Source organism: Acinetobacter sp. ANC 4862, from assembly GCF_004336635.1.
Classification (GTDB): domain Bacteria; phylum Pseudomonadota; class Gammaproteobacteria; order Pseudomonadales; family Moraxellaceae; genus Acinetobacter.
The window spans coordinates 42,978-69,102 of record NZ_SJXH01000012.1 but is presented as its reverse complement, the minus strand read 5'-3'; the positions used below and the strand labels follow the sequence as shown (position 1 = coordinate 69,102).

The window sequence follows — 26,125 nt, the reverse complement described above, 5'->3', positions numbered from 1 at the left end:
GGAGGTTTTTTTATGCAAGCTTTGGCACAATCCAGCTACAGATAATTAGCATAATCCCTAAATGCCCCAACTTACGACTCACTTTTTCTACTGTTGAAACTTGCACAGGTGACTGTTGAGAACCTGCTTTCAGTTTCATCGATGCAATCGACTTATTGAAATGCAAGAACATCGCCAAATCGATACAAATTAAAATACTACCGACATCACTGACGATATCCATCAATTGATAATCTTGCAGATAGATAGAAGTCGCTATTTGGTAGCAAAGGAAAAGGACAAAAGCAAAACAGGCATATTGAAAAATAACAGCAGCAATCCGCATAAAAATCTAAAAGCAAAAAATGATGTGTGTTTATAACATAAAAAAGCCAGTCAAATGACTGGCTTAATATTGCACAATTTTACCAATGTTCACCCGGGAACAGACGAGCATATGCTTTTTGAACCCAATTCAATTTCTGTGGTTGACCAACCGAAGCTGAAGAGCTTGGGAACAGGTTATAACCAATCGACATCAATTTATTATTGATATCTGGTGCAATAGAGTAGGTGATTGATGCCAAACGGCCTAAGTGGGTTGCTACTTTCTTCGGACGTTTCACAATGGCATAAGCAATTAAATCTGCCGCCTGTTCAGGAGAAAGCGTTGGCACATATTTATAAATTTTGGTTGGTGCGATCATCGGTGTACGTACCAATGGCATGTAAACTGAAGTAATCGCAATTTTATGCGAATGAACTTCGGCAGACAGACAGCGACTGAACGCATCCAGCGCGGCTTTAGATGCCACATAAGCCGAAAAGCGCGTTGCATTGGCCAATACACCAATCGAGCTGATATTGATGATATGACCATCACGGCGAACCATCATCTGTGGCAAGATATTCATCACCAAACGAACTGCGCCGAAGTAATTCAGCTGCATGGTTCGTTCAAAATCATGAAAACGGTCTGTTGATTCATGTACCGCACGACGAATTGAGCGTCCTGCATTGTTGATGAGGATATCAATATGATCGACAGATGCTAAGATTTGTTTTGATACTTCATCTATAGAGTCCATGTTATTTAAATCACATGGGAAAACAGAGGCTTTGCCACCTTTAGCTTCAATTTCTTGTTTGACCTGATCTAGTGTTTCTTTGGTACGAGCCACCAATAAAACGTGTGCACCTGCATCGGCAAGTTTATGTGCAGCAGTTAAGCCAATACCACTGGATGCACCTGTGATTAAAACCACTTTGCCGTTAACTCGATTTCGAAAAAGTTTCTCTAGTCTTGAATTCACGCTGTTTTTTCCTGATTTAAATAGAATAAAATTCTAGATTATGTTTTTTGTAGTTGATTATTTGGCTCAAAATATTGGGGAATTGAGCTCTTCTCATCTCGGTTATGATAACCAAAGTTTAAAAAAAATCTATAAATAAGTTATTGAATTTACAAATATAATTAGAGTAATTGCTCTATTTTCATTCTTCTTATAACTTAATTTTTACCACGAATTCAAAACAAAGCAAAGAGAAATAAGCACAAAGTCGTTAAGAAATAAAAACCCTTCTTCCGGGTGAGGAAGAAAGGTGAATTTAAAGTAGATTGAAAAAGATTAAACTTGAGCAAGCGCCTGTTCTAAATCTTCAATCAAATCATCAATATGTTCAATCCCAACCGATAAGCGAACCATATCCGTACTGACTCCGGCAGATTTTAATTCTTCTTCATTGAGCTGACGATGGGTGGTGGTAGCAGGGTGGCAGGCGAGGCTTTTTGCATCGCCAATATTCACCAGACGGGTAAAGAGTTGCAGCGCATCAATAAAGCGAGTGCCACCTTTAAGACCATCTTGTACACCAAAAGACAGAATCGCAGATGGTTTACCTTTCACATATTTTTGCGCCAAAGCATGCTGTGGATGATCTTTCAGGCCAGCATAATTAACCCATTTCACTTTTGGATGCTGCTGTAAAAATTCTGCTACTTTTTGCGCATTTTCAGTATGCCGTTCCATGCGTAAATTTAAAGTTTCTAAACCTTGTAGAATCAGGAATACGCTCAGTGGGCTAATAGCAGCACCGGTATTGCGTAATGGCACCACACGCGCACGCGCGATATAAGCCGCTGCACCTAAAGCTTCGACATAATTCACGCCATGATAGCTTGGATCAGGGCTATTCAACACTTTGAAGCGCTCAGGATATTTGCCCCACGGGAATTTGCCACTATCAACAATGGCACCGCCAATCGAGTTGCCATGACCGCCAATATATTTAGTCAGTGAATGCACGACAATGTCAGCGCCATGTTCAAAAGGTTTTAGTAGAGCAGGAGTAGCAACCGTATTGTCGACAATGACCGGTACACCATATTCATGCGCAATTTTCGAAATCGCTTCTAGGTCGATGATATTGCCGAGTGGATTACCAATCGATTCCACAAACACCAGTTTGGTTTTGTCATCAATCAAACCGCGCAGCGCTTCAGGATCTTGGTAATCGAAGAAGCGCACTTCAATGCCTTGTTTTGGCAAGGTATGTGCAAACAAGTTGTAAGTGCCACCATATAAAGTGGAAACAGAGGCAATATTGTCGCCTGCTTCAGCAATGGTCTGAATGGAATAGGTGATGGCTGACATGCCTGAGGCAAGTGCAAGGGCACCAATCCCACCTTCGAGGGCTGCCAGACGTTGCTCTAGTACCGCTGTAGTCGGGTTCATAATACGGGTGTAGATATTCCCTTGCACCTTTAAATCGAACAAATCGGCCCCATGTTGAGTATTGTCAAAGGCATAAGATGTGGTTTGATAAATCGGTACGGCTACAGCTTTTGTGGTTGGGTCTGGGCTATAACCGGCATGAATGGCTAGGGTTTCATCTTTGTAAGTCATGTTTACATCATCTTCGTGAGTTAAATATTGATCGAGTTTAGCACTTCTATATATAAGTCAAAGTGCTATTTAAGTGAAATTGTTATCTTAAATATTCATATGAATGTTAATTTTAGTACAAGCTGAACAAAATTAACCGTGTATGGATATGTTTAAAAAATAAACGCGCCCTGAGTTGTAACATTCTATTGAAGATGGAAGCTATGCCTTATTTTTTCGGCACTTTCATCGTATAATGCCCGCGATTATTTGTTCACATAATATTATTGTTATGTGAATGTTGTTTTTTCTATAGAGGAGTCCTACGTGGCCCAATATATTTACACGATGAACCGTGTGTCGAAGATGGTTCCGCCTAAGCGCGAAATCCTGAAAGACATCTCTTTATCATTTTTCCCAGGTGCAAAAATTGGTGTACTTGGTTTAAACGGTGCAGGTAAATCTACTTTGCTTCGTATTATGGCGGGCGTAGATAAAGATTTCTCAGGTGAAGCACGTGCTCAACCGGGTATTAAAATCGGTTATCTTGAGCAGGAACCACCATTAGATCCAAATAAAGATGTTCGTGGTAACGTTGAAGATGGTTTGCGTGAACCATTGGATGCCTTGGCGCGTCTTGATGAAGTGTTTGCAGAATATGCAGCAGAAGATGCTGACTTTGATGCACTTGCAAAAGAACAAGAGAAATTAGAAGCGATTATCCAGACTTGGGATGCACATAACCTAAGCAACCAAATGGATCAGGCAGCAGCTGCATTAAACCTTCCAGCTTGGGATGCAGATGTAACATTGCTTTCAGGTGGTGAACGCCGCCGTGTAGCATTGTGTCGTTTATTGCTTTCTAAACCGGATATGTTGCTTCTTGATGAACCGACGAACCATTTGGATGCAGAATCTGTATCTTGGTTAGAACGTTTCTTGAAAGACTTCGCCGGTACTATCGTTGCGATTACGCATGACCGTTATTTCTTGGATAACGTGGCCGAGTGGATTCTGGAGCTTGACCGTGGACATGGTATTCCTTACCAAGGCAACTATTCTTCTTGGCTTGAGCAGAAAAATGCTCGTTTAGAGCAAGAGAACAAGCAGGAAGAATCTTTTGCCAAAGCATTGAAGAAAGAACTTGAATGGGTTCGTTCTAATGCGAAAGGTCAGCAAAAGAAAAACAAAGCGCGTATGGAGCGTTTTGAAGAGCTTAACTCTAAAGAATTCCAGCAACGTAACGAAACCTCTGAAATTTACATTCCACCTGGTCCACGCCTAGGGAATAAAGTTGTAGAAGTTGAAGGTATTAGCAAATCATTTGATGGTCGCTTACTCTATAAAGATTTGACCTTTACAGTACCGCCAACAGCGATTGTAGGTATTGTTGGTCCGAACGGTGCGGGTAAAACGACACTGTTCCGTATGATGACGGGCGAGCAGCAACCTGATACAGGTACTGTGACTCTGGGTGAGTCAGTTAAAGTGGCTTATGTGGGTCAGATCCGTGACACCCTAGACAACAACAAAACTGTTTGGGAAGAAGTTTCTGGCGGTTTAGATATCTTGCGTATTGGCGATTATGAAATTCCTTCTCGTGCCTATATCGGTCGCTTTAACTTCAAAGGTCAAGATCAGCAAAAACGTGTAGGTGAATTGTCAGGTGGTGAACGTAACCGTTTACAACTTGCGAAGATCCTTCAGATGGGTGCAAACGTCATCTTACTCGATGAACCATCGAACGACTTGGACATTGAAACTTTACGTGCACTTGAGGATGCCATTTTGGTATTCCCGGGTACTGTCATGGTGGTATCGCATGACCGTTGGTTCCTGGACCGTATTGCAACGCACATCTTGTCATTTGAAAATGAAACGCCTGAATTCTACGAAGGAAACTATGCTGAATATGAAGCATATCGTTTGGCTCGTTTAGGTGATGCTGCTGTACAAAAGCGTTCTAAGTACAAAAAAATCGGCGTTTAATTGCTTGTTTTTGTATGATTAAAAAAACCAGCCTTAGGGCTGGTTTTTTATTGGGAATTTTTAGGAAAAAACTAATTGGCTATACGCTTTTTCTAAGGTTATTTGTGCTTCATGATGACCTTGCTTAGCGGCTTTCTTTAGCCATTCTTCCGCATGTGTATAGTTTTTATCTAGGCCTAAGGTTCCATTTAAGTAGCTGATACCTAATTTATATTGAGCATCGCGGTGTCCACGTAAGGCGGCACTTAAAAAACTCCACATAGCGTTACGATTGTCATGTGAAGAAAGATCACTTGGTGTGCTAGTGAGACGAGAATGTTGCAAAAGTTCCTGATGATGTTGGCGAGCAAGTTGTTCGAAATATTCTCCTTGAGCATATTCTCTGTTTGCATCGGCTGCCAAATTTTGCATTCCATACATATTGGAATTTAGGGCGTAAAACCAAGAATTTACAATCTTTTTTATATTTTGAATGATCATAATTCACCTCATTTTCATAGGTTGGATTAAATATCTCACTTTTTTAAATCTATCTGCTTTTATGAAGAAAAGCACGCAATATTTATCAAAAGTCCAATTATTAACGTAAATATAAATTTCATTTAAAACAAATATATGTGTTTACAAGTTTGTACTTGTAAATGATTTTTTAGCACTTATTGAAAATTATTGTTATTGAATGGCTAATTCATGGTTTTTATTAAGAAATTTGAGTTTTTTTCCAAAGGTGATTGTTTTTTTAGTTGTGTAATGAGCTATCTCAAATTTAAACTCAAACTCAGTATTGCTATTTTATATCTTGGATTTAAACCATTCTTCGTATTTTTTACTTTGCGTGGATTTTACTCAGTGTAATGGTATTACACTGAGTATGCTTATTATGCTGTTTTAAAGATTAATTAATTTATCATCCAGTCAAATGGGAGTCTGCAATGAGTGGACATCACGGGCATGATCATAGTCATGCGGTTGTGACTGAAAATAATGCCAAAAAATTAACCTTTGCCTTGATGCTGACCATCACTTTTTTAATTGTAGAAGTAGTAGCAGGCTTTATCACGCAAAGCCTGGCTTTATTGTCAGATGCTGCCCACATGTTTACCGATGCTGCTGCGCTTGCCATAGTGCTTGTTGCCATAAAAATAGGCAAACTTCCTGCCGATGATAAGCGTACTTTTGGCTATCAGCGCTTTGAAATTTTAGCAGCCCTGTTTAATGCATCTATGCTGTTTGTGGTGGCGATGTATATTTTGTATGAAGCCTATCAGCGTTTTTCCAATCCACCGGAAATTCAAAGTCTGGGCATGATGATTGTCGCGATTATAGGTCTGGTCATTAATCTGATTTCGATGAAAATTCTATTTTCCAGCGCCCAAGAAAGTTTAAATGTGAAAGGGGCGTACTTGGAAGTTTTGAGTGATGCTTTAGGTTCTGTTGGGGTGTTTATTGGTGCTGTGATTATTTATTTTACCCAGTGGGTTTGGGTAGATACCTTAATTGCAGTGCTGATCGGTTTTTGGGTATTGCCTAGAACATGGATTTTACTGAAACAAAGTATCAATATTTTGCTTGAAGGTGTGCCTGAAGAAATTGATATTGAAAAATTACGAAATGATCTTCTTAGGTTGAAGGGGGTTGAAAGTATTCATCAACTCAAGGTTTGGGCAATTACTTCAAAGAATATACATCTGACTGTGCATTTATATGCACCACAGGCTGATCGTAATGCCTTGTATCAGCAGGCGTTGGAAATGTTAAGCCATGAACATGGCATCACTGAAATAACGCTACAGATTGAAGAGGATGAATGCCTTGCGCATTCACATTGTCAGCCGGATGATCATCAGCAAAAAACATCCACATCATCATGAGGAAGATTCACATCAGCACCGGGATTGAACATGGGGCTGATGTGAAAGCAAGTTTATTTTAAATTTCCCACTCGTGGTTGCACTCACGACATTTCCATTTCTTTTGTGACTGCATAAAGCCTTGCATCGAAATTTTAAAGTCAGGTAGGTCGCGGTAAAACATAAAGCCTGCAATCAGACACAGCACAAATACAACTACAGTTGCAGATTGTAATGTTGTTCCTGCACCATCACCAAAAATCCACATTGCAATACTAATTAAAACCAACAGCAATAAGATGAAAACAGCAGGAATTAACAAGACTAAGCTTTTAGGTACCACTGGTCGTACCGCAGGTCCGCCGGATTGTGCAACAGGCATAATTTTAGGGCTTTGGCATTTTGGGCAACGGTATTGCATTACAACTCCAGAATTCTAATCTATAGGTTATTCTAATCTGAATGTCACGGAAAGCAAAAATACCGTTGATAAAATACCGTGAATAAAAAATTTAGACCATAAAAAAGCCACTGAATAGGTCAGTGGCTTTTTTGAATTTGGCGTCCCTACGGGGATTCGAACCCCGGTTACCGCCGTGAAAGGGCGATGTCCTAGGCCTCTAGACGATAGGGACTTATCGAGGCAACACAGGTAAAACAAATAACTTGGTGGAGTCAAGGAGGATCGAACTCCTGACCTCTACAATGCCATTGTAGCGCTCTACCAACTGAGCTATAACCCCCAGTCTGTGTGAGCGCAATATTAGGGGCATTGCGCTCACACGTCAACTATAAAATCAATTATGCCTCATCAACTGCGTCATTTTTCGGCAATTTTAAGCTTTCATTGAGTTTTTCCCAAACTTTTGCTTCTTTTTTACTCGGACCACCGACAATTTCAAGCGCATGGCGTAAACGAGCAAAGGTCAAGTCAGGACCAATTGTTACCATAGACTGCATTACAGGGGTTGAGCTGGTCGAACCGGCAATCGCAATAAAGAAGGTTGGCATGAAGTCACGTAACTTCACTTCCATTTGTGTAGCTAAATCCATCAGGGTTTGGCTAACTGTATCGTTATTCCAGGTGAATAAGCTTTCCAAGCGCCAAATTGCAAATTGTAGGCTTTGACGAACTTGTTCTTCAGACAATTTCTTGCTTTCAAACTGTTCTTTAGACAGTTGTGGGAATTGATTGAAGTAGAAACCAGCCCAGTTCACTGCTTCAGACAACAAGTTGATACGCGGTTGAATCGCAGCAGCGATATCTTCCAAAGTCTTACGGTCTGATTTCCAGGCGAAAAGTGTATTTAACAATTCAGCAGGAGAAAGCGCTTTAATCCACTGACCGTTGAGCCAGTTGAGTTTTTCGACATCAAAGATTGGACCACCAAGGGATACACGCTTAATGTCGAAATGTTCAATCATTTCAGCTAAATTGAATTTTTCACTTTCGTCCGGCATTGACCAGCCCATACGGCCTAAATAGTTCAATAACGCTTCTGGAAGTACGCCGATGTCTTTGTAGTAATTGATCGAGGTTGGATTTTTACGTTTAGACAGTTTTGATTTATCCGGATTACGTAATAACGGCATGTGGCAAAGCACAGGCATATCCCAGCCAAAGTATTGGTACAATAACTGGTGTTTAGGCGCAGATGGAATCCATTCTTCACCACGAATCACGTGGGTAATTTCCATTAAATGGTCATCGACCACATTGGCCAAATGGTAAGTTGGCAAGCCATCCGTTTTAAGCAAAATTTGCATATCGACTTGTGCCCATGGAATTTCCACTTCGCCACGCAGCATATCGTCAAATTTGCAACTGCCTTCAGCAGGCACTTTCATGCGAATCACATGTGCTTCGCCTGCAGCTAAACGATTTTGAACTTCTTCTTGAGATAAAAGTAAACCACGACCGTCATAACGAGGACTTTCACCGCGGGCTTGCTGTTCAGCACGCATTTGATCCAGTTCTTCACTCGTTGCAAAGCAGTAAAATGCATGACCTTTTTCAACAAGTTCTAAAGCATATTTTTTATAGATGTCCATACGTTCTGATTGACGATATGGTGCATGTGGACCACCAACATCGGGACCTTCTGACCAATTCAAACCTAACCAACGCAATGAATCTAAAATCATTTTTTCAGATTCAGGGGTTGAGCGAAGTTGATCGGTATCTTCAATGCGAAGAATAAATTCACCCCCATGCTGTTTAGCAAAACATAAGTTGAACAAGGCAATATATGCAGTGCCTACATGTGGGAAGCCTGTAGGAGAAGGGGCAATACGAGTACGAACAGTCATAATCAATATTTTTCAGAATGTGAATGGTTAGTATTATAACGAAAAAGCCTAATCACTTAATGTTAAATTCAACATTGAAATGATTAGGCTTGGTCTAAACTTCTAAAGGGGCAAGAAGTTCGGTATTAAATTAAGAATTATTTTGTGGGAAAAATACTTGTACAAAACGAGTAAATTTTTGATTTTGAGCAGCAAAAAAGCTTTGTGTAGGGGCAACTTTAATTTCAGTAAGGACTTTTAAATCATTGTCATTATGAAAAGTATTTGAGCCTTGCTTATGTTGTTGCAATGCTTTTTCAATCAGTGATGATTTTTCAGCTGAAAGACTGATTTTGCTATCGGTGGTTTTAATGGCAGCCGCGTGTCCGATTTGAGCCATAAACCCTAAAGTTAGACTTAAACTCAATGCTGTTATAACTGGTGTAAATTTCATTTCCATATCCCCCTTACTGGTGCTGGAATTCTCTAGATATTGTTTTTCTATCCTAGTGATACCATTTAAACACATAAAAAAATACAAAAGTAGAACTAGGTCACACTTTTTTACAAAATGATAAAGAACCAATTCAATGTAGTCACTTTGTATCAAACAACTATGGAGATAGCATGGAGATTGAGTGAAAGATGAAGATTTACATCTGTTTATGCGTCTTTTAGTGGTAAAAATGCATAGAAAAGCATTTTAGTGGATATCTATAAAACTGATTTTTAATCAATAAAACAATATAACCATATGATTGTTAAAAATATTTTAGCTTTATATAGTGCTTTCATCAATTAAGTATGAGCTTAAAGCACATGAAAAGAATAATAGCATCTACAATTCTTGCGGTATTAGGGGGAATCACTTCACATAGCTTTGCCGCAAAAGATTTTCTCAATGTTTCCTATGATCCAACGCGCGAATTTTACCACGAATATAATCAGGCCTTTGGTGAATTCTGGAAACAGCGTACTGGACAAGAAGTGAATTTTAAACAATCCCATGGTGGCTCGGGTAAGCAAGCGCGTTCAGTGATTGATGGCTTACAAGCCGACGTAGTGACCTTGGCTTTAGCCAATGATATTGAAGAAATTGTAAATGCAGGTCTAATCAATAAAAACTGGCAAAAACAGTTTCCGAATAATTCGGCACCCTATACCTCAACCGTGGTGTTCTTGGTACGCAAAGGCAATCCTAAAAGTATTAAAGACTAGAATGATTTAACCAGGCCAGGTGTAGAAATTATCACGCCAAATCCTAAAACCGGGGGCGCGCCGCGCTGGATTTATCTTTCAGCTTGGGGGTATGCACTAAAACAACCCGGTGGTAATGATGCCAAAGCCAAAGAGTTGGTGAAAAAACTTTATCAAAATGTGAAAGTACTTGATTCGGGAGCACGTGGCTCTTTAACCACTTTTGCTGAACGCGGCATTGGTGATGTGTTGTTGTCTTGGGAAAATGAAGCTTTACTGACGACTCAAGGTTTGGGCAAAGATAAATATCAGATTATCTATCCTTCCATTTCAATTTTGGCAGAGCCATCGGTCGCAATTGTCGATAAAAACGTGGATAAAGATGGTAACCGCAACTTGGCCAAAGGTTATCTCAATTATCTATATTCACCAAAAGGGCAGGATTTGGCAGCACAATATTTCTTCCGTCCACGTCATCCACAAGTTGCAGCAAAATATGCAGCACAATTTCCAAAAATTAAACTTTTTACCATCGGTGATGTTTTTGGTGGTTGGGCAAAAGCTCAGAAAACCCATTTTGTGAATGGGGTAATTTTTGATCAGATTTATAGTGAGAAAAATTAAATCTAATTAATGATTAAAGATTTTTAGCAGAAATGGATAATGAAAGTTATCCATTTTTTGCATATATAATTCAGAAAATAGTATATATAAGGAATAAGTAAACTGTTTAAGTTATTATGAATAAAAACATGAATTTAACAATCTAATCAAAATATTTTGTTGAATGCTAAAGGGTTTAATTCATTGCGATTTATGATTTTATTTCATATATTTAGCAGTAATGAAGATAACTTGTCTGTACCGTAATGAAAACTCAATTTAAAGCGTTATTCAGTGCGGCATTGCTGGCAACCGGCATTGCTTTTACTGCAACGACTGCTCAGGCAGCTGATCGTGAATTTTTAAACGTCTCTTATGATGCAACCCGTGAATTTTACGATGAATTCAATAAATCATTTGGTGCTTACTGGAAAGAACGTACCGGTCGTAGTGTGAATTTTAAACAGTCCCACGGTGGTTCAGGTAAACAAGCGCGTTCAGTCGTGGATGGCTTAAAAGCTGATGTGGTGACCTTGGCTTTGGCCAACGATATTGAAGAAATTGTAAAATCAGGTCAAATCCAGCCGGGTTGGCAAAAAGAGTTCCCGCATAACTCTGCACCTTATACCTCCACCATCGTATTTATGGTACGTAAAGGTAATCCAAAGCATATTAAAGACTGGTCTGACTTAACCAAACCGGGCATACAAATTATTACTCCAAATCCAAAAACCGGCGGTTTACCACGTTGGGTATACTTATCTGCTTGGGGTTATGCACTTAAACAACCCGGTGGTAGCGATGCCAAAGCAAAAGACTTTGTCGGCAAAATGTACCACAATGTAAAAGTGATGGATTCTGCTGCGCGTGCATCGATGACGACTTTTGCGGAACGTGGCATTGGTGATGTGTTGTTGACTTGGGAAAATGAAGCTCTAGTCACTCAAAAAACCATGGGTAAAAACAAGTTCGATATTATCTATCCATCGATGTCAATTTTAACTGAACCTTCAGTGGCAATCGTGGATAAAAATGTCGAAAAAGATGGGAACAAGTGGTTGGCTAAAGGTTATATCAATTACTTGTATTCACCTTTGGGTCAAGACATGGCAGCAAAATATTTCTACCGTCCACGTAACCCGGAAGTGTTAGCCAAATATTCTGCTCAATTCCCTAAACTTAAAACCTTCACCATTGATGAAGTGTTTGGTGGCTGGGCTCAGGCACAAAAAACTCATTTTGTGAATGGTGCGACTTTTGATCAGATTTACAATACTCGTAAATAACTGATTAATTTGTGATTTAAAAAGCCTCCTGAAGTGGGGGCTTTTTATTTCTGACAAGATCTGTTTTTTAAATAAAATTTTGAATCAAAGAATACATTTTCTTTTCTTAATTTTTATAGAGAACTCTATTTTAATAAAGAATCAGAATAAATATTGAATATTAAAATGATATAAAAGCACATGAAATATGAGCTAAATCTGAGTTGAATAAACCCAGAAACAAACGGTTTTCTCTATGGAAAGTAATATTTCCCTACAAAAAGTCGTTTGGAGCTTTGTCAAAACAAGGTAATAATGTGCAGTTACATTTTTCATAGTATTGATTGAACCCTTATGTCGCATATTTCTGTATTACTTCACGAAACTGTTGATGCCTTATTGGCAGATCGAAATACAGGGATTTATGTAGATGGTACCTTTGGCCGAGGTGGTCATACCCGTTTATTGCTTTCTAAATTAGATGAAAATGCACGTGTCTATGGGTTTGATAAAGATCCACAAGCGTTGGAAACTGCGGCACTCTTAGAACAAGAAGATTCACGTTTTAAAATTATTCATGCCAGTTTTGCCGATTTAAAACAAGAGCTTGAAGCACGTGGCATTGGTTTGGTTGATGGCGTGATGGCTGACTTAGGGGTGTCTTCACCACAACTCGATCAGGCGGAACGTGGTTTTAGCTTTATGAAAGATGGCCCACTGGATATGCGTATGGACAATTCAAAAGGTCCGACCGCGGCTGAATGGCTGGTGAATATTGAAGAAGAAGCCTTGGCCAATGTTATTTTTCAATATGGTGAAGAGCGTTATAGCCGTCGTATTGCCAAAGCCATCAAAGCTGCGGGCTATATCGAAACGACAGCGCAACTGGCTGAAATTGTGAAAGTTGCCCATCCGAAATGGGAAAAAAATAAACATGCTGCAACACGAACTTTTCAGGGCATCCGTATTGCCATTAATAAAGAATTAGAAGATATTGAAGCATTCTTGCCGCAAGCGGTGGATGTGCTAAAAACAGGGGGGCGTTTAGCGGTCATTAGTTTCCACTCGCTAGAAGACCGTTTAATTAAACAGTTTATTCAAAAAGAATCCACTTTAGCAGAAGATACCAGTTGGGGTATGCCACAAGAACGGGAAGATACCCGTCGATTAAAGAAAATTTCCCGAGTACGTGCCAGTGAAGAAGAGATTAAAGCCAATTTTCGTTCACGTAGTGCATGGCTTAGAGTTGCAGAACGCTTAGCTTCGAAAGGCGAATAATGAAAACTGAAGTTGTTGAAAAGAAGACAGAAAAATTGCCGATGAAGAAATTCATCAGTTATATCATTTTGCTGGTCTTGGTCTTTTTTAGCGCAATTATGGTGGTGTTTCAGGTGTTTGAATACCGTCATGATTACCGTGAATTAAGTGCCTTTAACCGAGAAAGGGATGATCTGAATGCAGAATGGGGGCGTTTGCTCATCGAGCAGCAAACCTTTGGTGCAACAGCGCAAATTGGCACACGCGCTGTGACTCAGTTGCGAATGTACTCGCCACCTGCAGGGCAGACGGTTGTAATTTCTTTACCAATGACTTCAGAAGATAAAAAATAAGGCTAGCTGTAATATGGTGGACAAGAGAAATAAGCAAGTGCGTAAAAAACAGCAGTCTGTGACCGATAAAAACACCCTTAGTGTAGATATGTGGCGTTTTTATTTGATGTGGAGTGTGGTTTTACTCTGCTTTTTAGCTTTAGTGGGTCGTGCATTTTATGTGCAGATCATCAACAAAGACTTTTTGCAAAACAAAGCCAATGCCAATATTTTAAGAACTGAAAAAGTCAAGGCGATGCGTGGCGTGATTTATGATCGTCATGGTGTGCCTTTGGCGATTAGTACGCCGGTCATGAAAGTGGTGATTGATCCGCGTGATTATTTTGAAACCAAAAAACAGTTTGATGAAATTACTGCTGAACTAGCTAAAGATCCAAATAACCGTAAACTAAAACGTCAATTGCCGGATAAAAACCTAAACTTGGACGAGCTTGCCGATGCTGTGGGCATGGATCGTGCCGAGTTAAAAAAGAAAATGAACGAGAAGCCTCGTTCACGTTATTTAGTTCTGCAAAAAGAAATTCCACCGCAGCAAGCTGAATTGATTGCCAAGCGTGAATTCCAGGCAGTTTATACCGAGAAAAACTATAAACGTTACTATCCGCAGCCGCAGCCGAATGCACAAATTATTGGCCTAACCAATAGCGAAGGCACGGGGATTGAAGGTCTGGAAATGCAGCTGAATACGGCTTTATCGGGTCATGATGGTGAACAGCAGATTGTCCGTGATAAAAAAGGCAATCGTTTTAAAGACCCGGAAGTAATTAAAGAAGTTGAAGCCGGGGAAAATATCACTTTAAGTATTGATTCACGTCTGCAATATATTATGTACCGTGAATTGACCGCTGCTGGTGTAGCCAATAACGCCCGTTCAGCCACTGCCATTGCAGTAGATATCAAAACTGGTGAAATTTTGGCAATGACCAGTTGGCCGTCTTATAACCCGAATGATAAAAAAAGTTTAGGTAATAAAGATGCCATGCGTAACCGGGGTGCGGTGGATTCATTTGAACCCGGTTCAACCATGAAACCCCTGACGGTCGCTATGGCTCTGGAAAGTGGTAAATACACTGCAAATTCAGTGGTAAATACTTCACCAGGTAGTATGCGCATTGGTAACCATACCATTCGCGATACGCATAACTATGGTGCACTGACTTTGGGTGGCATCATTCAGAAATCATCTAACGTGGGTGTTGCGAAACTTGCATTGTCCTTGCCTTATGCCACCTTACCGACTTTTTATAAGCGTGTAGGCATGGGGCAGCGTTCGGCAGTGAAATTCCCGGGCGAAAGTGGAGGCTTGATCTTGCCACCAAGCAAATGGAATGTCTCTGAAGTGGGTACCATGGCTTATGGTTATGGTCTGAATGCGACAGTGCTGCAAATTGCCGATGCCTACGCCATGCTTGCCAATAAAGGCGTCAAGGTTCCTTTGAGTTTATATAAATTGGAACAGCCACCAAAGGGTGAGCAAATTGTTGATGCGAAAATTGCCGATCAAGTGCTCTTGATGATGGAAACAGCGACATTGCCAGGCGGAACTGCTACACGTGCCACTATTCCAGGCTACCGTGTGGCGGGTAAAACAGGGACCGCACATAAACTGCGTGCTGACCGCAAAGGTTATTCAACCAGCGAATATCGTGCTTTATTTGCCGGTGTGGCACCTGTGAGCGATCCGCGTTTGGCCATGATTGTCGTGGTGGAAAATCCCCAAGGCTCTTACTATGGCGGTACGGTTTCAGCCCCTGTCTTTGCACGTGTAATGCAAGAATCGCTACGTTTAATGAACGTGCCTTTAGATAAACCTTTAGATACTCCCAAAATCCAGTAACAGGTGATGAATGTCCATTACATTTCAAAATCTCTACACCGCTGAAAAAATCACTGGATGGATGACCAAGCCATTCAGTGGTTTTGGTTTAGATAGTCGTAAAGTTGAGCCAGGGCAAATTTTTATTGCCCTGAATAGTTTTTCTCAGCCTGAAAAAACCTTGCAGTTTGCCCAGTCGGCTTTGGCAAACGGTGCCTTGGCTGTGGTCAGTGAAGCCGATTTGGGTTTGGAAAATAGTGTAATCGTGCCGAATGTCCGTCATTTGATGGGACAATGGCAAAAGCAATATCTGCAAGCGACTCAGCCCGTACAAGCCGCACGAATTCTGGCAGTGACTGGGACTAACGGTAAAACCACCATTTCACGACTGGTCGCCGAATTGCTGATGTTGCAAGGCAAGAAATGTGCAGTGATGGGGACCACGGGTAACGGAATTTTACCGAATCTGGAAGCATCTTCGCATACCACACTCGATGCCTTGCATCTGCAAAATGCCTTGCATGACTATGCTCAAGCTGGTGCTGAATTTGCTGCGATTGAAGCCAGTTCGCATGGTTTGGAACAGGGCCGCTTGAATGGCTGCGATATTGAAATTGCTGCTTATAGCAATTTAAGCCGTGATCATCTGGATTATCACGGCACACTGGAAGCCTATGCCGAAGCCAAGTCGTGCTTATTTAAATTTGCATCACTTAAAGTCGCGATTATCAATATTGATGACGAATATGCATCGATTATGTTGGATGCAGCAAAAAATAATCCTGCACACCCGAAAATTCTGACCTATTCAACCATGCAGCCGGCGGATTATCAGGTTCAAGATATTCAATACAGTTTGAATGGCGCAAACTTTAAACTGATCACCAATCAAGGTGAGTTTGACGTGCAGAGTCCGTTGCTGGGTCATTTTAATATAGAAAACCTGGTGGCAAGTTTGGTGACTGCAGAACAAGCCGGCTTTGATCTTGCCACGCTGATTTCAACAGTTGGACAATTGAAAGGTGCACCGGGTCGTATGCAGGTGATCCGTGATGCAGACCGATTGTTCGTCGTGGATTATGCCCATACACCGGATGCCTTAATTCAGGTGCTGAAAACCTTGAAACGCCATGTCTCTCAAAATTTATGGGCGGTGTTTGGTTGTGGTGGTGATCGCGATCGTGGCAAACGTCCACTGATGACTCAAGCGGCACTCAATGGTGCTGATATTGTCTTGATTACCTCAGATAATCCACGTACTGAAGATCCAGAACAGATTTTCGCTGACATGAAAGCGAGTATCGATTTTTCTACCCATGTCATGTATGAAATTCATGACCGCCGTGAAGCGATTAAATTTGCCGTGCAAAAAGCCCAAGCAGGCGATATTGTAGTCATTGCAGGTAAAGGTCATGAAAATTATCAAGAAATTGACGGTGTGCGTCATTGGTTTGACGATGTGATTGAAGTGCAATCGGCCATTAATACACAGCATTACACACCAGATTCAGCTTATCCGGCTCAATAGGAAACAAAAATGCATACATCGACTACCAGTACAGTGCCTTTAGAGCCGTGGACAGCTGCACAGCTTGCTGATGCCACCCAAGGTTACTGGTTGAATGAGAAAGTGCCTCAAGGCGAAATTAAACGGATTTTGACGGATTCGCGTGATGCTGAAAAAGCCGATGCTTTTTTAGCTCTGCAAGGTGAACGCTTTGATGCACATGATTTTGTTGCTCAAGTTGCGGCAAATGGTTGTGAAATTGCCATTGTCAGTCATCCTGTTGATGCAGATATTTGTCAACTCGTGGTTGAAGACACGCGTTTGGCCCTCGGTCATTTAGGGGCTTATCGTCGCGCACAAAACTCACAAGTGAAAGTGATTGCGCTGACGGGTAGTAGCGGTAAAACCACGACTAAAGAAATGCTCGGTAGTATTTTATCGCGCTTGGCACCGACGCTGATTACTCGCGGTAACTTAAATAATGATTTGGGTGTGCCAGTGATGTTGATCGAGCTTCGCGCTGAACATCAATATGCAGTGATGGAATTGGGTGCAAGTCATCAGGGGGAAATTGATTACACCTCGAATCTGGTTCAACCGCATGTAGCAGGGATCATTAACATTGGTACTGCACATTTGGGGGAATTTGGTGGGCGTGAGGGCATCTGCCGGGCTAAATCTGAAATTTATGCACATATCGCCAAAACAGGTACATCGATTGTTCCTGCTGCAGATGATTTTGCAGAACCGATTCGTCAAGCCGTACAAACCGAACAGGTATTAAGCTTTGGTGAAAATGGTGATGTTTTTACCACAGAAATTGAATTACATCCGCAATCCTCTACATTCACATTAAACACACCGCAAGGTATTCGTCAGGTGAATCTTCCGTTTGCCGGCGAACATAATGTCCAAAATGCCACGGCTGCGACTGCTTTTGCACTCGCGATTGGTATTGCTTTGGATGATATTGTGACAGGTTTAGAACAGGCAACCGGTGCCAAAGGTCGCCTGAATTTTATTCCAGCTAAAAAACATTTATTTATTGATGATACCTACAACGCCAACCCAACCTCGATGCGTGCAGCAGCTGAAGTACTTGCTCAGCAAGACGGGGTGAAAGTGATGGTGATTGGTGATATCGGTGAATTAGGCGCAAGTGCGGCACAACAACACTATATGTTGGGTCGGGATCTTGTCGCAACAGGTGTCAATTTTGTGGTGGCGGTAGGTGAATTTTCACCTGCCACACAAGAAGGGGCACGCAGTACCCAATATGGTAAAAAAATGCAGGCTTTCCTGACACAGGAGCAAGCTTTGCCTTTCTTACTGAGTCTAATTGAAACACATCAACCTCAATCCATGAGTTTCCTGTTTAAAGGTTCTCGTTATACCCACATGGAAACATTGATGGCTGATTTGATGGAGAAACTTTAATGCTGTTGTGGCTATTTGAACAACTTGCGGGCTACAACAGCTCGTTTCAGGTCGTTCGTTATTTAACATTACGTGCTTTGCTCAGTGTCTTAACCGCACTGACCATTGGACTGGTCATGGGCCCGGTGATGATCCGTAAGCTACAAGCACTCAAATATGGTCAGGCAGTCAGTTCTTTTGCTCCTGAAGGTCATGCCAAGAAAATGGGTACACCAACCATGGGCGGGATTTTGATCCTGCTCTCGATCGGGATATCCACCTTGCTTTGGGCCGATTTATCCAATCCTTATGTCTGGATTGTGCTTGGGGTGATGGTGATCTTTGGTGCCGTAGGTTGGGCAGATGACTGGATTAAAGTTCGTTATAAAGACAATGCTGGCTTGCCTGCACGAAAAAAATTCTTCTGGACTTCAGTGGGTTCTTTAGGTGCTGGTATTGCATTGTATGTGATTGCGACCCAACAGGCGAATCCTGTGCATACCGCGAATATGCTGGATCTGTTGATTCCATTCTTTAAAAACATCAGTATTCCTTTTTCAGCCATTCCGCTGGGTATCGGTTTTATTATCTTTACTTATCTGGTGATTAACGGTGCATCCAATGCAGTTAACCTGACTGACGGTCTGGATGGTTTGGCGATTATGCCTATCGTCTTGGTTGCTGCAGGTTTGGGGGTGTTTGCCTACCTTGCGGGTGATGTGCGTTTTGCCAATTACCTACATATGCCTTATGTGAAATATTCATCTGAATTGGTGGTAATCTGTGCTGCAATGATTGGTGCGGGCTTAGCCTTTCTTTGGTATAACGCACATCCAGCTCAAGTCTTCATGGGTGATGTCGGTGCATTATCTTTGGGGGCGATGCTGGGTACAATTGCTGTAATGGTTCGCCAAGAAATCGTCTTTGCGATTATGGGTGGTGTGTTTGTGGTCGAAGCTATTTCGGTATTCCTGCAAATTGGATCACTGCGTATGCGTAACAAACGTGTATTCTTGATGGCGCCGCTGCATCATCATTATGAGAAAAAAGGCTGGCGTGAAACCCAGGTGGTGATTCGTTTCTGGATTATCACGATTATGCTGGTAGTTTTAGGCTTAATGACCTTAAAATTGCGTTAAGCAAATATTCGAAAAAGCCGGCATTTGCTCCCACATCTGCCGGCTTTTTTTATCGCCTGATTTTAGGCACTGGAGAAAAATATGAATCTGCTGATGTGTCCTGTATGCCGTGAAGCCCTCAAGCTGACCGAGAAAACATGGCGCTGTATCAATAACCACAGTTATGACATGGCAAAACAGGGATATGTGAATTTACATGTGGTACAGCATAAACATAGCAAAAATCCAGGGGATACCGTGGAATCGGTGCAGGCACGCCGGGCATTTTTAAGTGCTGGTTTCTATGCGCCATTGCAACAGGCGGTGATAGAGAAAATTCGTGAGTTACGTATTGAAAACCTGCTCGATATTGGCTGTGGTGAAGGGTATTACACCAATGCCATGCAGGCTGAAGTGCTGCAATGTGTGGGAGTGGATATCGCTAAAAATGCAGTACAGGTTGCGGCCAAGTTGAATAAAAAAGTGACCTGGGTGGTGGGAACCGGTGCAACACTTCCTGTTTTAGATGCTTCAATTGACTTATGCACTAGTTTATTTAGTCCTATTCCAAAGCAGGAAATATTGCGTGTATTGAAGCCCAATGCCTATTTGATGGTAGTGACTCCTGCAACTGAACACTTATATGCGATGCGTGAAGCATTGTTTGAAGAAGTGAACCCACATGAATCGCAAAAGTTCGTTGATCAATTGGCAGATGCTTTTGAATTGGTAGATCAAAGCGTGGTGGATGCGCCTTTTACGGTACAACAAGCGGACTTGAAAAACCTGATTGCCATGACCCCGTATGCTTATAAAGCAAAACCGGAACGTCGTCAGGCTTTAGAGCAGAACGATAATTTTGAGTTAAAAGGGCAGTTCCAAATTTATGTGTTTAAAAAGAAATAAGCCAAATAAAAAGCCCTCATTTGAGGGCTTTTTATTGCTTTATTGAAATACATCAATTAAACGTTCAAGTGCATCCGGTTTATTATTTTGTTTTTGTGTGTTTGAGGAATCTGTATGATCTGGAGTCGGTATTTCTTCTCCAGGCAAATCATCAAAGTCATGTTCAGGTGTTCGCACTGGGGCAACAGGTGCTGGACGATACAATGGGCGGGCCAATGGCGGGGAAGAGCGATCCTCTTTGACAGGTTCACCAATCGTTACCGTCTGGTTTCGGCTGGTCGGTGCTTTGGCATTTTTATCAAAATGTACCCACGCTGCTGGTGTGCCTTTTAAGGCATTACCCATAAAGTTGGTCCAGATCGGTAAAGCTGCAACACCACCATATTCACGACGACCGAGTGTGGTGGGTTGGTCGAAACCGACCCAAGCCACAGTCACTAATTTGCCATTAAATCCAGCAAACCAGGCATCTTTGGCATCATTGGTGGTACCGGTTTTACCGCCAATATCATCACGACCAATTTTAAGGGCTGCACGACCGGTACCCTGTTGAATTACATCACGCAGAATGTTGGCCATGTCATAAGCAGAGCTTGATTTTAAAATGCGCTGTGCTTGGCGATATTGGCTTTTTGACTCATCTAATTGCAGTTGAGCCAGTTCTTTTTCTGCTTGCAAGGTTTGATTGGTGACCTCAATCACTTCGTCATCTGGGGTCACGGGTTCAGCTGATTCTAGTTCTGCATCATTTTGATTGATACAAGAAATACAAGCATATTCTGGATTGCTTTGGTAAATCACTTTGCCATAAGCATCTTCAATACGATCAATAAAATGTGGCTGAATACGGTAACCCCCATTGGCAAAAGTTGCATAACCGGTTGCCATTTGAATTGGGAGAACTTGTGGTGTACCTAGAGCAATGGTGTAGTTACGCGGGATTTGATCTTCATGTAGACCAAAATCCATGAATAATTGGCGTGTACGTTCAATCCCGACAGTTTGTAATAATCGCACAGAAACAGTATTTCGTGATAAATACAAGGCACGACGTAAAGGAATCATCCCTAAATAACGACCATCCGAGTTTTTCGGTGACCATTTGCCAATCGTAATCGGGCTATCATTGACCATGCTATAAGGGGTCATACCGCGTTCGAGTGCCAAAGCATATACAAATGGCTTAATGGTTGAACCCGGTTGACGCCAGCCTTGTAGCGCACGATTGAATTTGGATTGATAAAAATTATATCCCCCGACAATGGCTTCAATTGCACCGTTATTCGGGTTGATTGCAATCAGTTGCCCTTGAGCTTTAGGAATTTGAACAAGTGCCCATGAAGTTTTATTGTCATTAGGACGTAATCGAATAATATCTTTAACTTTAACAATTTGAGAAGCTTGACGTGGAGCAGGGCCAACACTGTTGGCATTTCTATAAGGATAAGCCCATGACATCCCTGACCATGGCACGGTCACTGTAGACCCATCTTGCATCAGTGCTTCAAAAGAATTTCTGTCTACTTTAATGACTTTCGCGGGATAGGTGTTTGCATAAGCACTGAATTCAGTAAGTGGTTTGTCGTTTGCTTCAGCACCGCGCCAACCATGGCGACGATCGTAAGCCTCTAAACCTTCTTGTACTGCCTGTTCTGCATAAGCTTGGCGCTTGCTGTCGACGGTTGTATAAACTTTATAACCAGAATCAATGGCTTGTTCGCCAAATTTTTCAACCAGTTCCGAGCGTACCATTTCCCCGACATAGGGATATTTGTTATTGATTCCACGGTCTGGCATATCGAGGTTGACGGGTTCGGCAATGGCTTTTTGATACTGTGACTGGTTGATATAACCCAATTGCAGCATACGTCCAAGAATCCAGTTACGACGTTCTAACGCGCGTGTTGGGTTGACTACAGGATTATATTTAGAGGGCGCTTTGGGTAGACCAGAAATCATTGCCATTTGGGCAATACTCAGCTGATCCAGATTTTTGTTGTAATAAATTTTTGCTGCTGCAGCAATACCGTAGGCATTTTTTCCCAAGAAAATTTTATTCACATACAGTGTTAAAATTTCCTCTTTGGTTAAGTTTTGTTCTATTTTGCGCGCAAGGAAAATTTCAGTCAGTTTGCGTTTGAGTGTACGTTCAGGACTTAAATAATAATTTTTTGCCACCTGCATGGTGATGGTTGAACCACCCGTTTGCACATTTGATCCCGTGACTGTTTCACTGACTGCTCGTCCTAAGCTTTTAAAACTAATACCACTATGCTCAAAGAAAGAGGAATCCTCTGCTGCAAGGAAGGCAGAGATGAATGGTTTGGGAATTTGTTTGTATTCTACAGGGACGGATAGCTTGCCACCATACTCTGCAATTAGCTCATTATCGGCACTATACACCTGCAAAGGCTTGAGTAACGGCGCCTTTTTTAAAGTGGTCATTTTAGGTAAAGATGGGGCAATATAGAGATACATGCCATAGAATCCCATCGGAATTGCGACCAAGGCTATAATTATGATCAAAAAAAATGGATGAACATGGCCCGAACGAGATAGCTTTTTCATAACAAGTAAGTTTTAATAAGAGCTAATGGCAAACTAATTGGCGGTCAGTATAGCCTTTACACATACAGATTGTTAGATGCGTTATTGTATCTGTATAAAATTATAGACCAACACTGATTAGTAGGTTACTTTTATTGGGGATAAAAAAATAATAGGAATTATATAGTGCTCAGGTTATATCGTAAGCCGAATAAGGGGTTAATTGGAGTAGATATTAGTTCTACTTCTGTTAAGTTGTTGGAACTTTCTGTTAAAAGCGGTAACAGGTATTGGGTGGAAAGCTATGCGCTGGTGCCTTTGCCTGAAGGTAGTGTTGTCGAAAAAAATATATTGAATCCAGAGGCGGTAGCAGATGCATTAGAGCGAGCACTCAATCTAGCAAATACCCAATCCACAGCTGCAGCACTTGCAATTCCGACTTCAATGGTGATTACCAAAACGATTGAGATGGATGCAGATATGACGGACGATGAACGAGAAGTTCAAATTCGTATGGACGCTGAGCAATATATTCCTTTCCCATTGGATGAAGCGAGTCTTGATTTTGAGGTGTTGCCTGAGCGTTTGGCAAACCCGAATCGGGTGAATGTGCTTTTAGTTGCCACCCGTATTGAAAATGTTGAAGCACGTTCAGAAGTTTTAGAGCTTGCTGGCTTAACACCAAAAACTGCTGATGTTGAAAGTTTTGCGATCGAAAATGCCTATCAAGTGTTTTCCGATACTTTGCCTATGGGTGTGAATACTGTAGGTATTTTAGATATCGGTCATACCATGACGACCTTATCTGTGATGCAAAACAATAAGGTAATTTATACGCGCGAGCAGGTGTTTGGCGGCAAACAGCTCACTCAAGAAATTCAAAACCGCTATGGTTTGTCTTTTGAAGAAGCCGGTCGTGCCAAGAAAAGCCGTTCATTACCAGATGATTATGATGTTGAGGTTTTAGAACCCTTCTTGGAAGCAGTGGTTCAGCAGGCAGCAAGATCATTACAGTTCTTTTTCTCATCTTCACAGTTTAATGAGATCGATCATATTTTATTGGCAGGAGGTAATGCCAATATTCCGGGGCTCGCGAAGCTACTACAACAAAAACTTGGTTATCGTGTGACTATTGCCAACCCATTTTTACAAATGGGCTTTTCTCCACAAATTGATATTAAAAAGATAGAGAATGATGCTTCCTCACTCATGGTGGCATGTGGTTTGGCATTGAGGAGTTTTGATTAATGGCGAGAATTAACCTGCTCCCTTGGCGTGATGAGCTAAGAGAGAGACGAAAAAAAGAATTTATTACCATTTGTATTGGGATGGCATTAATCGGGGCTTTAGCGGTCGGATTGGCCTGGTTCTTCTATGACCATAAACTTGAAGATCAAGAACAAGCGAATCAACTGATTACCAGTACCAATCAAAACCTTGATGTGCAATTGAAATCCTTAGAAGGTTTAGAAGCTCAACGCAATGCAATTATTGAGCGCATGAAGCTGATTCAAGGTTTACAAGGACAACGCCCCATTGCGGTTCGCCTCATTGACGAAATGGTACGGGTTACGCCAAGCAATTTGTACATTACCAAATTTGCCCGTACAGGGGATAAATTTACCATTGAAGGTAAAGCGGAAAGTCCGAATACGGTTGCAGAATTCTTGCGTAGTTTGGAAGCATCAGCTTGGTACAGAAACGCATTTATGAATTCTTTTTTAGCTGTTGAAGAGAAGAAAGATAAAGTGGCAAGTTCGATCGTACCTCGTATTGAAGAAGGTTATGGTTCATTCGTCATTACTGCTGACCTGGATGAAATTGCACAACCGACGACACCTGAAGCACCACAAAATACAGCTAATTCAACAGCGGGGGCAGCACAATGAGTCTCGATGAATTTGATGAATTAAATCCAAATGAAGGTGTTGCTACGCATAAAAAGAAGATGACCTTAGATAAGTTTCTTCAGCAGTTCAACACCTTGGATCCAAATAATTATGGCAGTTGGCCATTATCCGTTAAAATCACTTGCTGGATTTTAATTATGATGATGATTGGTATTCTGGGTTATTTTGCGCTGATTAAAGGTCAAATAGACGCAATTTCCAATGCCAATGCTCAAGAACAAAATTTACTGAATGAGTTTCGTGAAAAAGATTCAAAGCTTCGCAATTTGCAACAGTTGCAAGCGCAGTTACAGGAAATGGAAGCGAATTTTAATCAGCAACTCGAACAATTACCTAAAGAAACTGAAATCCCCGGACTGGTTGAAGATATCAACGTCAGTGGGGTAAATTCAGGTCTGAAATTTAAAAATATCCGTTTAGAAAATGAAATTAAGCAAGAGTTCTTTATTGAACAGCCCATTTCTATTGAAGCAACTGGTGATTATCATGCCTTTGGTTCTTTTGTAAGTGGCATAGCAGCGCTTCCGCGTATTGTCACCTTGCATGATTTTGATATTACAGGTACGGAAAATAAAGAGAAAAAAACCGATATTCCTCAAATTACCTATAATGTTAAAGCCAAAACCTATCGTTATATCGGTGCTACGGATACTCAAGCAGCAGATGCGAATTCAACTGCTACAGCTGGGGGGGCACAGTAATGAAAATAGAAAAAATGACTTTAAGCCTGATATTCGGCTTGTTATTGGTGGGGTGTGATTCTCGTATTGATGCGGTCAATGAGCAAATGGCAAGTATTCGTAATCAACCGCCATTACCGATCGATCCGGCACCGGTTTTTCCACCTGTGCCAACATTTGACTATGCAGCCCATCAGCTGAAAAGCCCTTTTTTGCCGAGCTCACTTGCTGCTGAATTGAGAATTATGGCAGGAAAACGTGTCTATCCTAACTTGTCACGTCCACTGCAACCTTTAGAAAGCTATGCTATCGAATCCTTGAATATGAAGGGAAGTATGCGTAGCCAGTCGGGGCAGATCCTGGCATTAATTCAAACACCCGATGGCGAAATAGAGCGCGTGCAGCGTGGTAGCTACATGGGTGTGAATCATGGTCGTGTAGTGAATATCACGCCAACACAAATCGATCTAGTGGAAATTATTCCAGATGGGCGGGAAGGATATGTAGAGCGTCCAAGAAGTCTGATATTAATTGGACCAGCGCCTTAAGTTTAAAGGA

The 26,125-nt window shown here is 41.4% G+C and carries 21 protein-coding genes, 2 tRNA genes and 2 pseudogenes; 15 read left to right on the top strand and 10 right to left on the bottom strand.

The window, feature by feature from the left end; genetic code table 11:
- Window positions 1–10: 10 nt before the first annotated feature.
- The 3 genes from E0409_RS07515 to E0409_RS07505 form a co-directional block, all read right to left on the bottom strand.
- A complete protein-coding gene (locus E0409_RS07515; protein WP_131289335.1) occupies window positions 11–325 on the bottom strand; it encodes a hypothetical protein in 315 nt (104 codons plus the stop codon).
- Window positions 326–404: 79 nt separating this feature from the next.
- Window positions 405–1,292 (bottom strand): SDR family NAD(P)-dependent oxidoreductase, encoded by an 888-nt coding sequence (locus tag E0409_RS07510; RefSeq protein ID WP_131289333.1) that lies wholly within the window; start codon window positions 1,290–1,292, stop codon window positions 405–407.
- A gap of 315 nt (window positions 1,293–1,607) precedes the next feature.
- Window positions 1,608–2,885 (bottom strand): O-acetylhomoserine aminocarboxypropyltransferase/cysteine synthase family protein, encoded by a 1,278-nt coding sequence (locus E0409_RS07505; RefSeq protein ID WP_131289331.1) that lies wholly within the window; start codon window positions 2,883–2,885, stop codon window positions 1,608–1,610.
- A 306-nt stretch (window positions 2,886–3,191) separates the two neighbouring features.
- On the opposite strand from E0409_RS07505, the gene ettA reads away from it, so the two are divergent.
- Window positions 3,192–4,853: an energy-dependent translational throttle protein EttA gene (gene ettA, locus E0409_RS07500; protein ID WP_131289329.1), complete on the top strand. Its 1,662-nt coding sequence runs from the start codon at window positions 3,192–3,194 to the stop codon at window positions 4,851–4,853.
- Window positions 4,854–4,913: 60 nt separating this feature from the next.
- On the opposite strand, the gene E0409_RS07495 is transcribed toward ettA, so the two are convergent.
- Entirely contained in the window at window positions 4,914–5,333 is a 420-nt protein-coding gene (locus E0409_RS07495; protein WP_131289327.1) for a tetratricopeptide repeat protein, read from the bottom strand.
- A 452-nt stretch (window positions 5,334–5,785) separates the two neighbouring features.
- Here E0409_RS07495 and E0409_RS07490 point away from each other — a divergent pair.
- Window positions 5,786–6,752 (top strand): annotated as a pseudogene (locus tag E0409_RS07490) (cation diffusion facilitator family transporter).
- A 30-nt stretch (window positions 6,753–6,782) separates the two neighbouring features.
- On the opposite strand, the gene E0409_RS07485 reads toward E0409_RS07490, so the two are convergent.
- The 5 genes from E0409_RS07485 to E0409_RS07465 form a co-directional block, all read right to left on the bottom strand.
- The gene (locus E0409_RS07485) at window positions 6,783–7,124 is read right to left on the bottom strand and encodes a hypothetical protein (protein WP_131268439.1); all 342 of its coding nucleotides are present in this window, start codon (window positions 7,122–7,124) and stop codon (window positions 6,783–6,785) included.
- Window positions 7,125–7,262: 138 nt separating this feature from the next.
- Window positions 7,263–7,338: transfer RNA gene (locus tag E0409_RS07480), tRNA-Glu, on the bottom strand.
- 32 nt (window positions 7,339–7,370) lie between these two features.
- A tRNA-Ala gene (locus tag E0409_RS07475) sits at window positions 7,371–7,446 on the bottom strand.
- Between the two features lie 58 nt (window positions 7,447–7,504).
- Complete coding sequence (gltX, locus tag E0409_RS07470) at window positions 7,505–9,013, bottom strand: glutamate--tRNA ligase (protein WP_131289323.1); 1,509 nt, start codon at window positions 9,011–9,013, stop codon at window positions 7,505–7,507.
- Window positions 9,014–9,143: 130 nt separating this feature from the next.
- Entirely contained in the window at window positions 9,144–9,521 is a 378-nt protein-coding gene (locus tag E0409_RS07465) for a hypothetical protein (protein ID WP_502699801.1), read from the bottom strand.
- Between the two features lie 290 nt (window positions 9,522–9,811).
- Between E0409_RS07465 and E0409_RS07460 the strand changes: the two are divergent.
- From E0409_RS07460 to E0409_RS07420, 9 genes and pseudogenes are all read left to right on the top strand, one after another.
- Window positions 9,812–10,813 (top strand): annotated as a pseudogene (locus E0409_RS07460) (sulfate ABC transporter substrate-binding protein).
- 245 nt (window positions 10,814–11,058) lie between these two features.
- Window positions 11,059–12,078 (top strand): sulfate ABC transporter substrate-binding protein, encoded by a 1,020-nt coding sequence (locus tag E0409_RS07455; RefSeq protein ID WP_131289321.1) that lies wholly within the window; start codon window positions 11,059–11,061, stop codon window positions 12,076–12,078.
- Between the two features lie 333 nt (window positions 12,079–12,411).
- Complete coding sequence (gene rsmH / locus E0409_RS07450; RefSeq protein ID WP_131217400.1) at window positions 12,412–13,335, top strand: 16S rRNA (cytosine(1402)-N(4))-methyltransferase RsmH; 924 nt, start codon at window positions 12,412–12,414, stop codon at window positions 13,333–13,335.
- A gap of 41 nt (window positions 13,336–13,376) precedes the next feature.
- Window positions 13,377–13,667: a cell division protein FtsL gene (gene ftsL / locus E0409_RS07445; RefSeq protein ID WP_502699802.1), complete on the top strand. Its 291-nt coding sequence runs from the start codon at window positions 13,377–13,379 to the stop codon at window positions 13,665–13,667.
- 13 nt (window positions 13,668–13,680) lie between these two features.
- Entirely contained in the window at window positions 13,681–15,504 is a 1,824-nt protein-coding gene (gene ftsI / locus E0409_RS07440) for a penicillin-binding protein PBP3 (protein ID WP_131289317.1), read from the top strand.
- A 10-nt stretch (window positions 15,505–15,514) separates the two neighbouring features.
- Window positions 15,515–17,011, top strand: coding sequence for a UDP-N-acetylmuramoyl-L-alanyl-D-glutamate--2,6-diaminopimelate ligase (locus tag E0409_RS07435; protein ID WP_131289315.1), 1,497 nt, complete (start codon window positions 15,515–15,517; stop codon window positions 17,009–17,011).
- Between the two features lie 9 nt (window positions 17,012–17,020).
- On the top strand, window positions 17,021–18,427 hold the full coding sequence (locus tag E0409_RS07430; RefSeq protein ID WP_131289313.1) for a UDP-N-acetylmuramoyl-tripeptide--D-alanyl-D-alanine ligase: 1,407 nt from the start codon (window positions 17,021–17,023) through the stop codon (window positions 18,425–18,427).
- Window positions 18,427–19,545, top strand: a complete 1,119-nt coding sequence (gene mraY / locus E0409_RS07425; protein ID WP_131289311.1) for a phospho-N-acetylmuramoyl-pentapeptide-transferase — start codon at window positions 18,427–18,429, stop codon at window positions 19,543–19,545. Before E0409_RS07430 ends, mraY begins: the two co-directional genes overlap by 1 nt.
- 81 nt (window positions 19,546–19,626) lie before the next feature.
- Entirely contained in the window at window positions 19,627–20,430 is an 804-nt protein-coding gene (locus tag E0409_RS07420) for a putative RNA methyltransferase (RefSeq protein ID WP_131289309.1), read from the top strand.
- Between the two features lie 39 nt (window positions 20,431–20,469).
- Here E0409_RS07420 and ponA read toward each other — a convergent pair whose 3' ends face one another.
- A complete protein-coding gene (gene ponA, locus E0409_RS07415; RefSeq protein WP_131289307.1) occupies window positions 20,470–22,998 on the bottom strand; it encodes a penicillin-binding protein PBP1a in 2,529 nt (842 codons plus the stop codon).
- Between the two features lie 165 nt (window positions 22,999–23,163).
- On the opposite strand from ponA, the gene E0409_RS07410 reads away from it, so the two are divergent.
- From E0409_RS07410 to E0409_RS07395, 4 genes are read left to right on the top strand one after another with little or no spacing between them, the layout of a single operon-like run.
- Window positions 23,164–24,225, top strand: a complete 1,062-nt coding sequence (locus E0409_RS07410; protein WP_131289305.1) for a pilus assembly protein PilM — start codon at window positions 23,164–23,166, stop codon at window positions 24,223–24,225.
- Complete coding sequence (locus E0409_RS07405; protein ID WP_131289303.1) at window positions 24,225–24,866, top strand: PilN domain-containing protein; 642 nt, start codon at window positions 24,225–24,227, stop codon at window positions 24,864–24,866. The genes E0409_RS07410 and E0409_RS07405 overlap by 1 nt, the downstream gene beginning before the upstream one ends.
- Entirely contained in the window at window positions 24,863–25,588 is a 726-nt protein-coding gene (locus E0409_RS07400; RefSeq protein WP_131289301.1) for a type IV pilus inner membrane component PilO, read from the top strand. Before E0409_RS07405 ends, E0409_RS07400 begins: the two co-directional genes overlap by 4 nt.
- Window positions 25,588–26,115: a pilus assembly protein PilP gene (locus E0409_RS07395; RefSeq protein ID WP_131289299.1), complete on the top strand. Its 528-nt coding sequence runs from the start codon at window positions 25,588–25,590 to the stop codon at window positions 26,113–26,115. The genes E0409_RS07400 and E0409_RS07395 overlap by 1 nt, the downstream gene beginning before the upstream one ends.
- The last annotated feature ends 10 nt before the right edge of the window (window positions 26,116–26,125 follow it).

Coding starts and splice junctions, on each gene's coding strand:
- E0409_RS07465 (WP_502699801.1), bottom strand. CDS start 9,521: ATGTGTTTAAATGGTATCACTAGGATAGAAAAACAATATCTAGAGAAT.
- E0409_RS07495 (WP_131289327.1), bottom strand. CDS start 5,333: ATGATCATTCAAAATATAAAAAAGATTGTAAATTCTTGGTTTTACGCC.
- E0409_RS07505 (WP_131289331.1), bottom strand. CDS start 2,885: ATGACTTACAAAGATGAAACCCTAGCCATTCATGCCGGTTATAGCCCA.
- E0409_RS07515 (WP_131289335.1), bottom strand. CDS start 325: ATGCGGATTGCTGCTGTTATTTTTCAATATGCCTGTTTTGCTTTTGTC.
- E0409_RS07455 (WP_131289321.1), top strand. CDS start 11,059: ATGAAAACTCAATTTAAAGCGTTATTCAGTGCGGCATTGCTGGCAACC.
- ftsI (WP_131289317.1), top strand. CDS start 13,681: ATGGTGGACAAGAGAAATAAGCAAGTGCGTAAAAAACAGCAGTCTGTG.
- E0409_RS07405 (WP_131289303.1), top strand. CDS start 24,225: ATGGCGAGAATTAACCTGCTCCCTTGGCGTGATGAGCTAAGAGAGAGA.
- mraY (WP_131289311.1), top strand. CDS start 18,427: ATGCTGTTGTGGCTATTTGAACAACTTGCGGGCTACAACAGCTCGTTT.
- E0409_RS07435 (WP_131289315.1), top strand. CDS start 15,515: ATGTCCATTACATTTCAAAATCTCTACACCGCTGAAAAAATCACTGGA.
- ftsL (WP_502699802.1), top strand. CDS start 13,377: ATGAAGAAATTCATCAGTTATATCATTTTGCTGGTCTTGGTCTTTTTT.
- ponA (WP_131289307.1), bottom strand. CDS start 22,998: ATGAAAAAGCTATCTCGTTCGGGCCATGTTCATCCATTTTTTTTGATC.
- E0409_RS07400 (WP_131289301.1), top strand. CDS start 24,863: ATGAGTCTCGATGAATTTGATGAATTAAATCCAAATGAAGGTGTTGCT.
- E0409_RS07485 (WP_131268439.1), bottom strand. CDS start 7,124: ATGCAATACCGTTGCCCAAAATGCCAAAGCCCTAAAATTATGCCTGTT.
- E0409_RS07420 (WP_131289309.1), top strand. CDS start 19,627: ATGAATCTGCTGATGTGTCCTGTATGCCGTGAAGCCCTCAAGCTGACC.
- gltX (WP_131289323.1), bottom strand. CDS start 9,013: ATGACTGTTCGTACTCGTATTGCCCCTTCTCCTACAGGCTTCCCACAT.
- E0409_RS07395 (WP_131289299.1), top strand. CDS start 25,588: ATGAAAATAGAAAAAATGACTTTAAGCCTGATATTCGGCTTGTTATTG.
- rsmH (WP_131217400.1), top strand. CDS start 12,412: ATGTCGCATATTTCTGTATTACTTCACGAAACTGTTGATGCCTTATTG.
- E0409_RS07430 (WP_131289313.1), top strand. CDS start 17,021: ATGCATACATCGACTACCAGTACAGTGCCTTTAGAGCCGTGGACAGCT.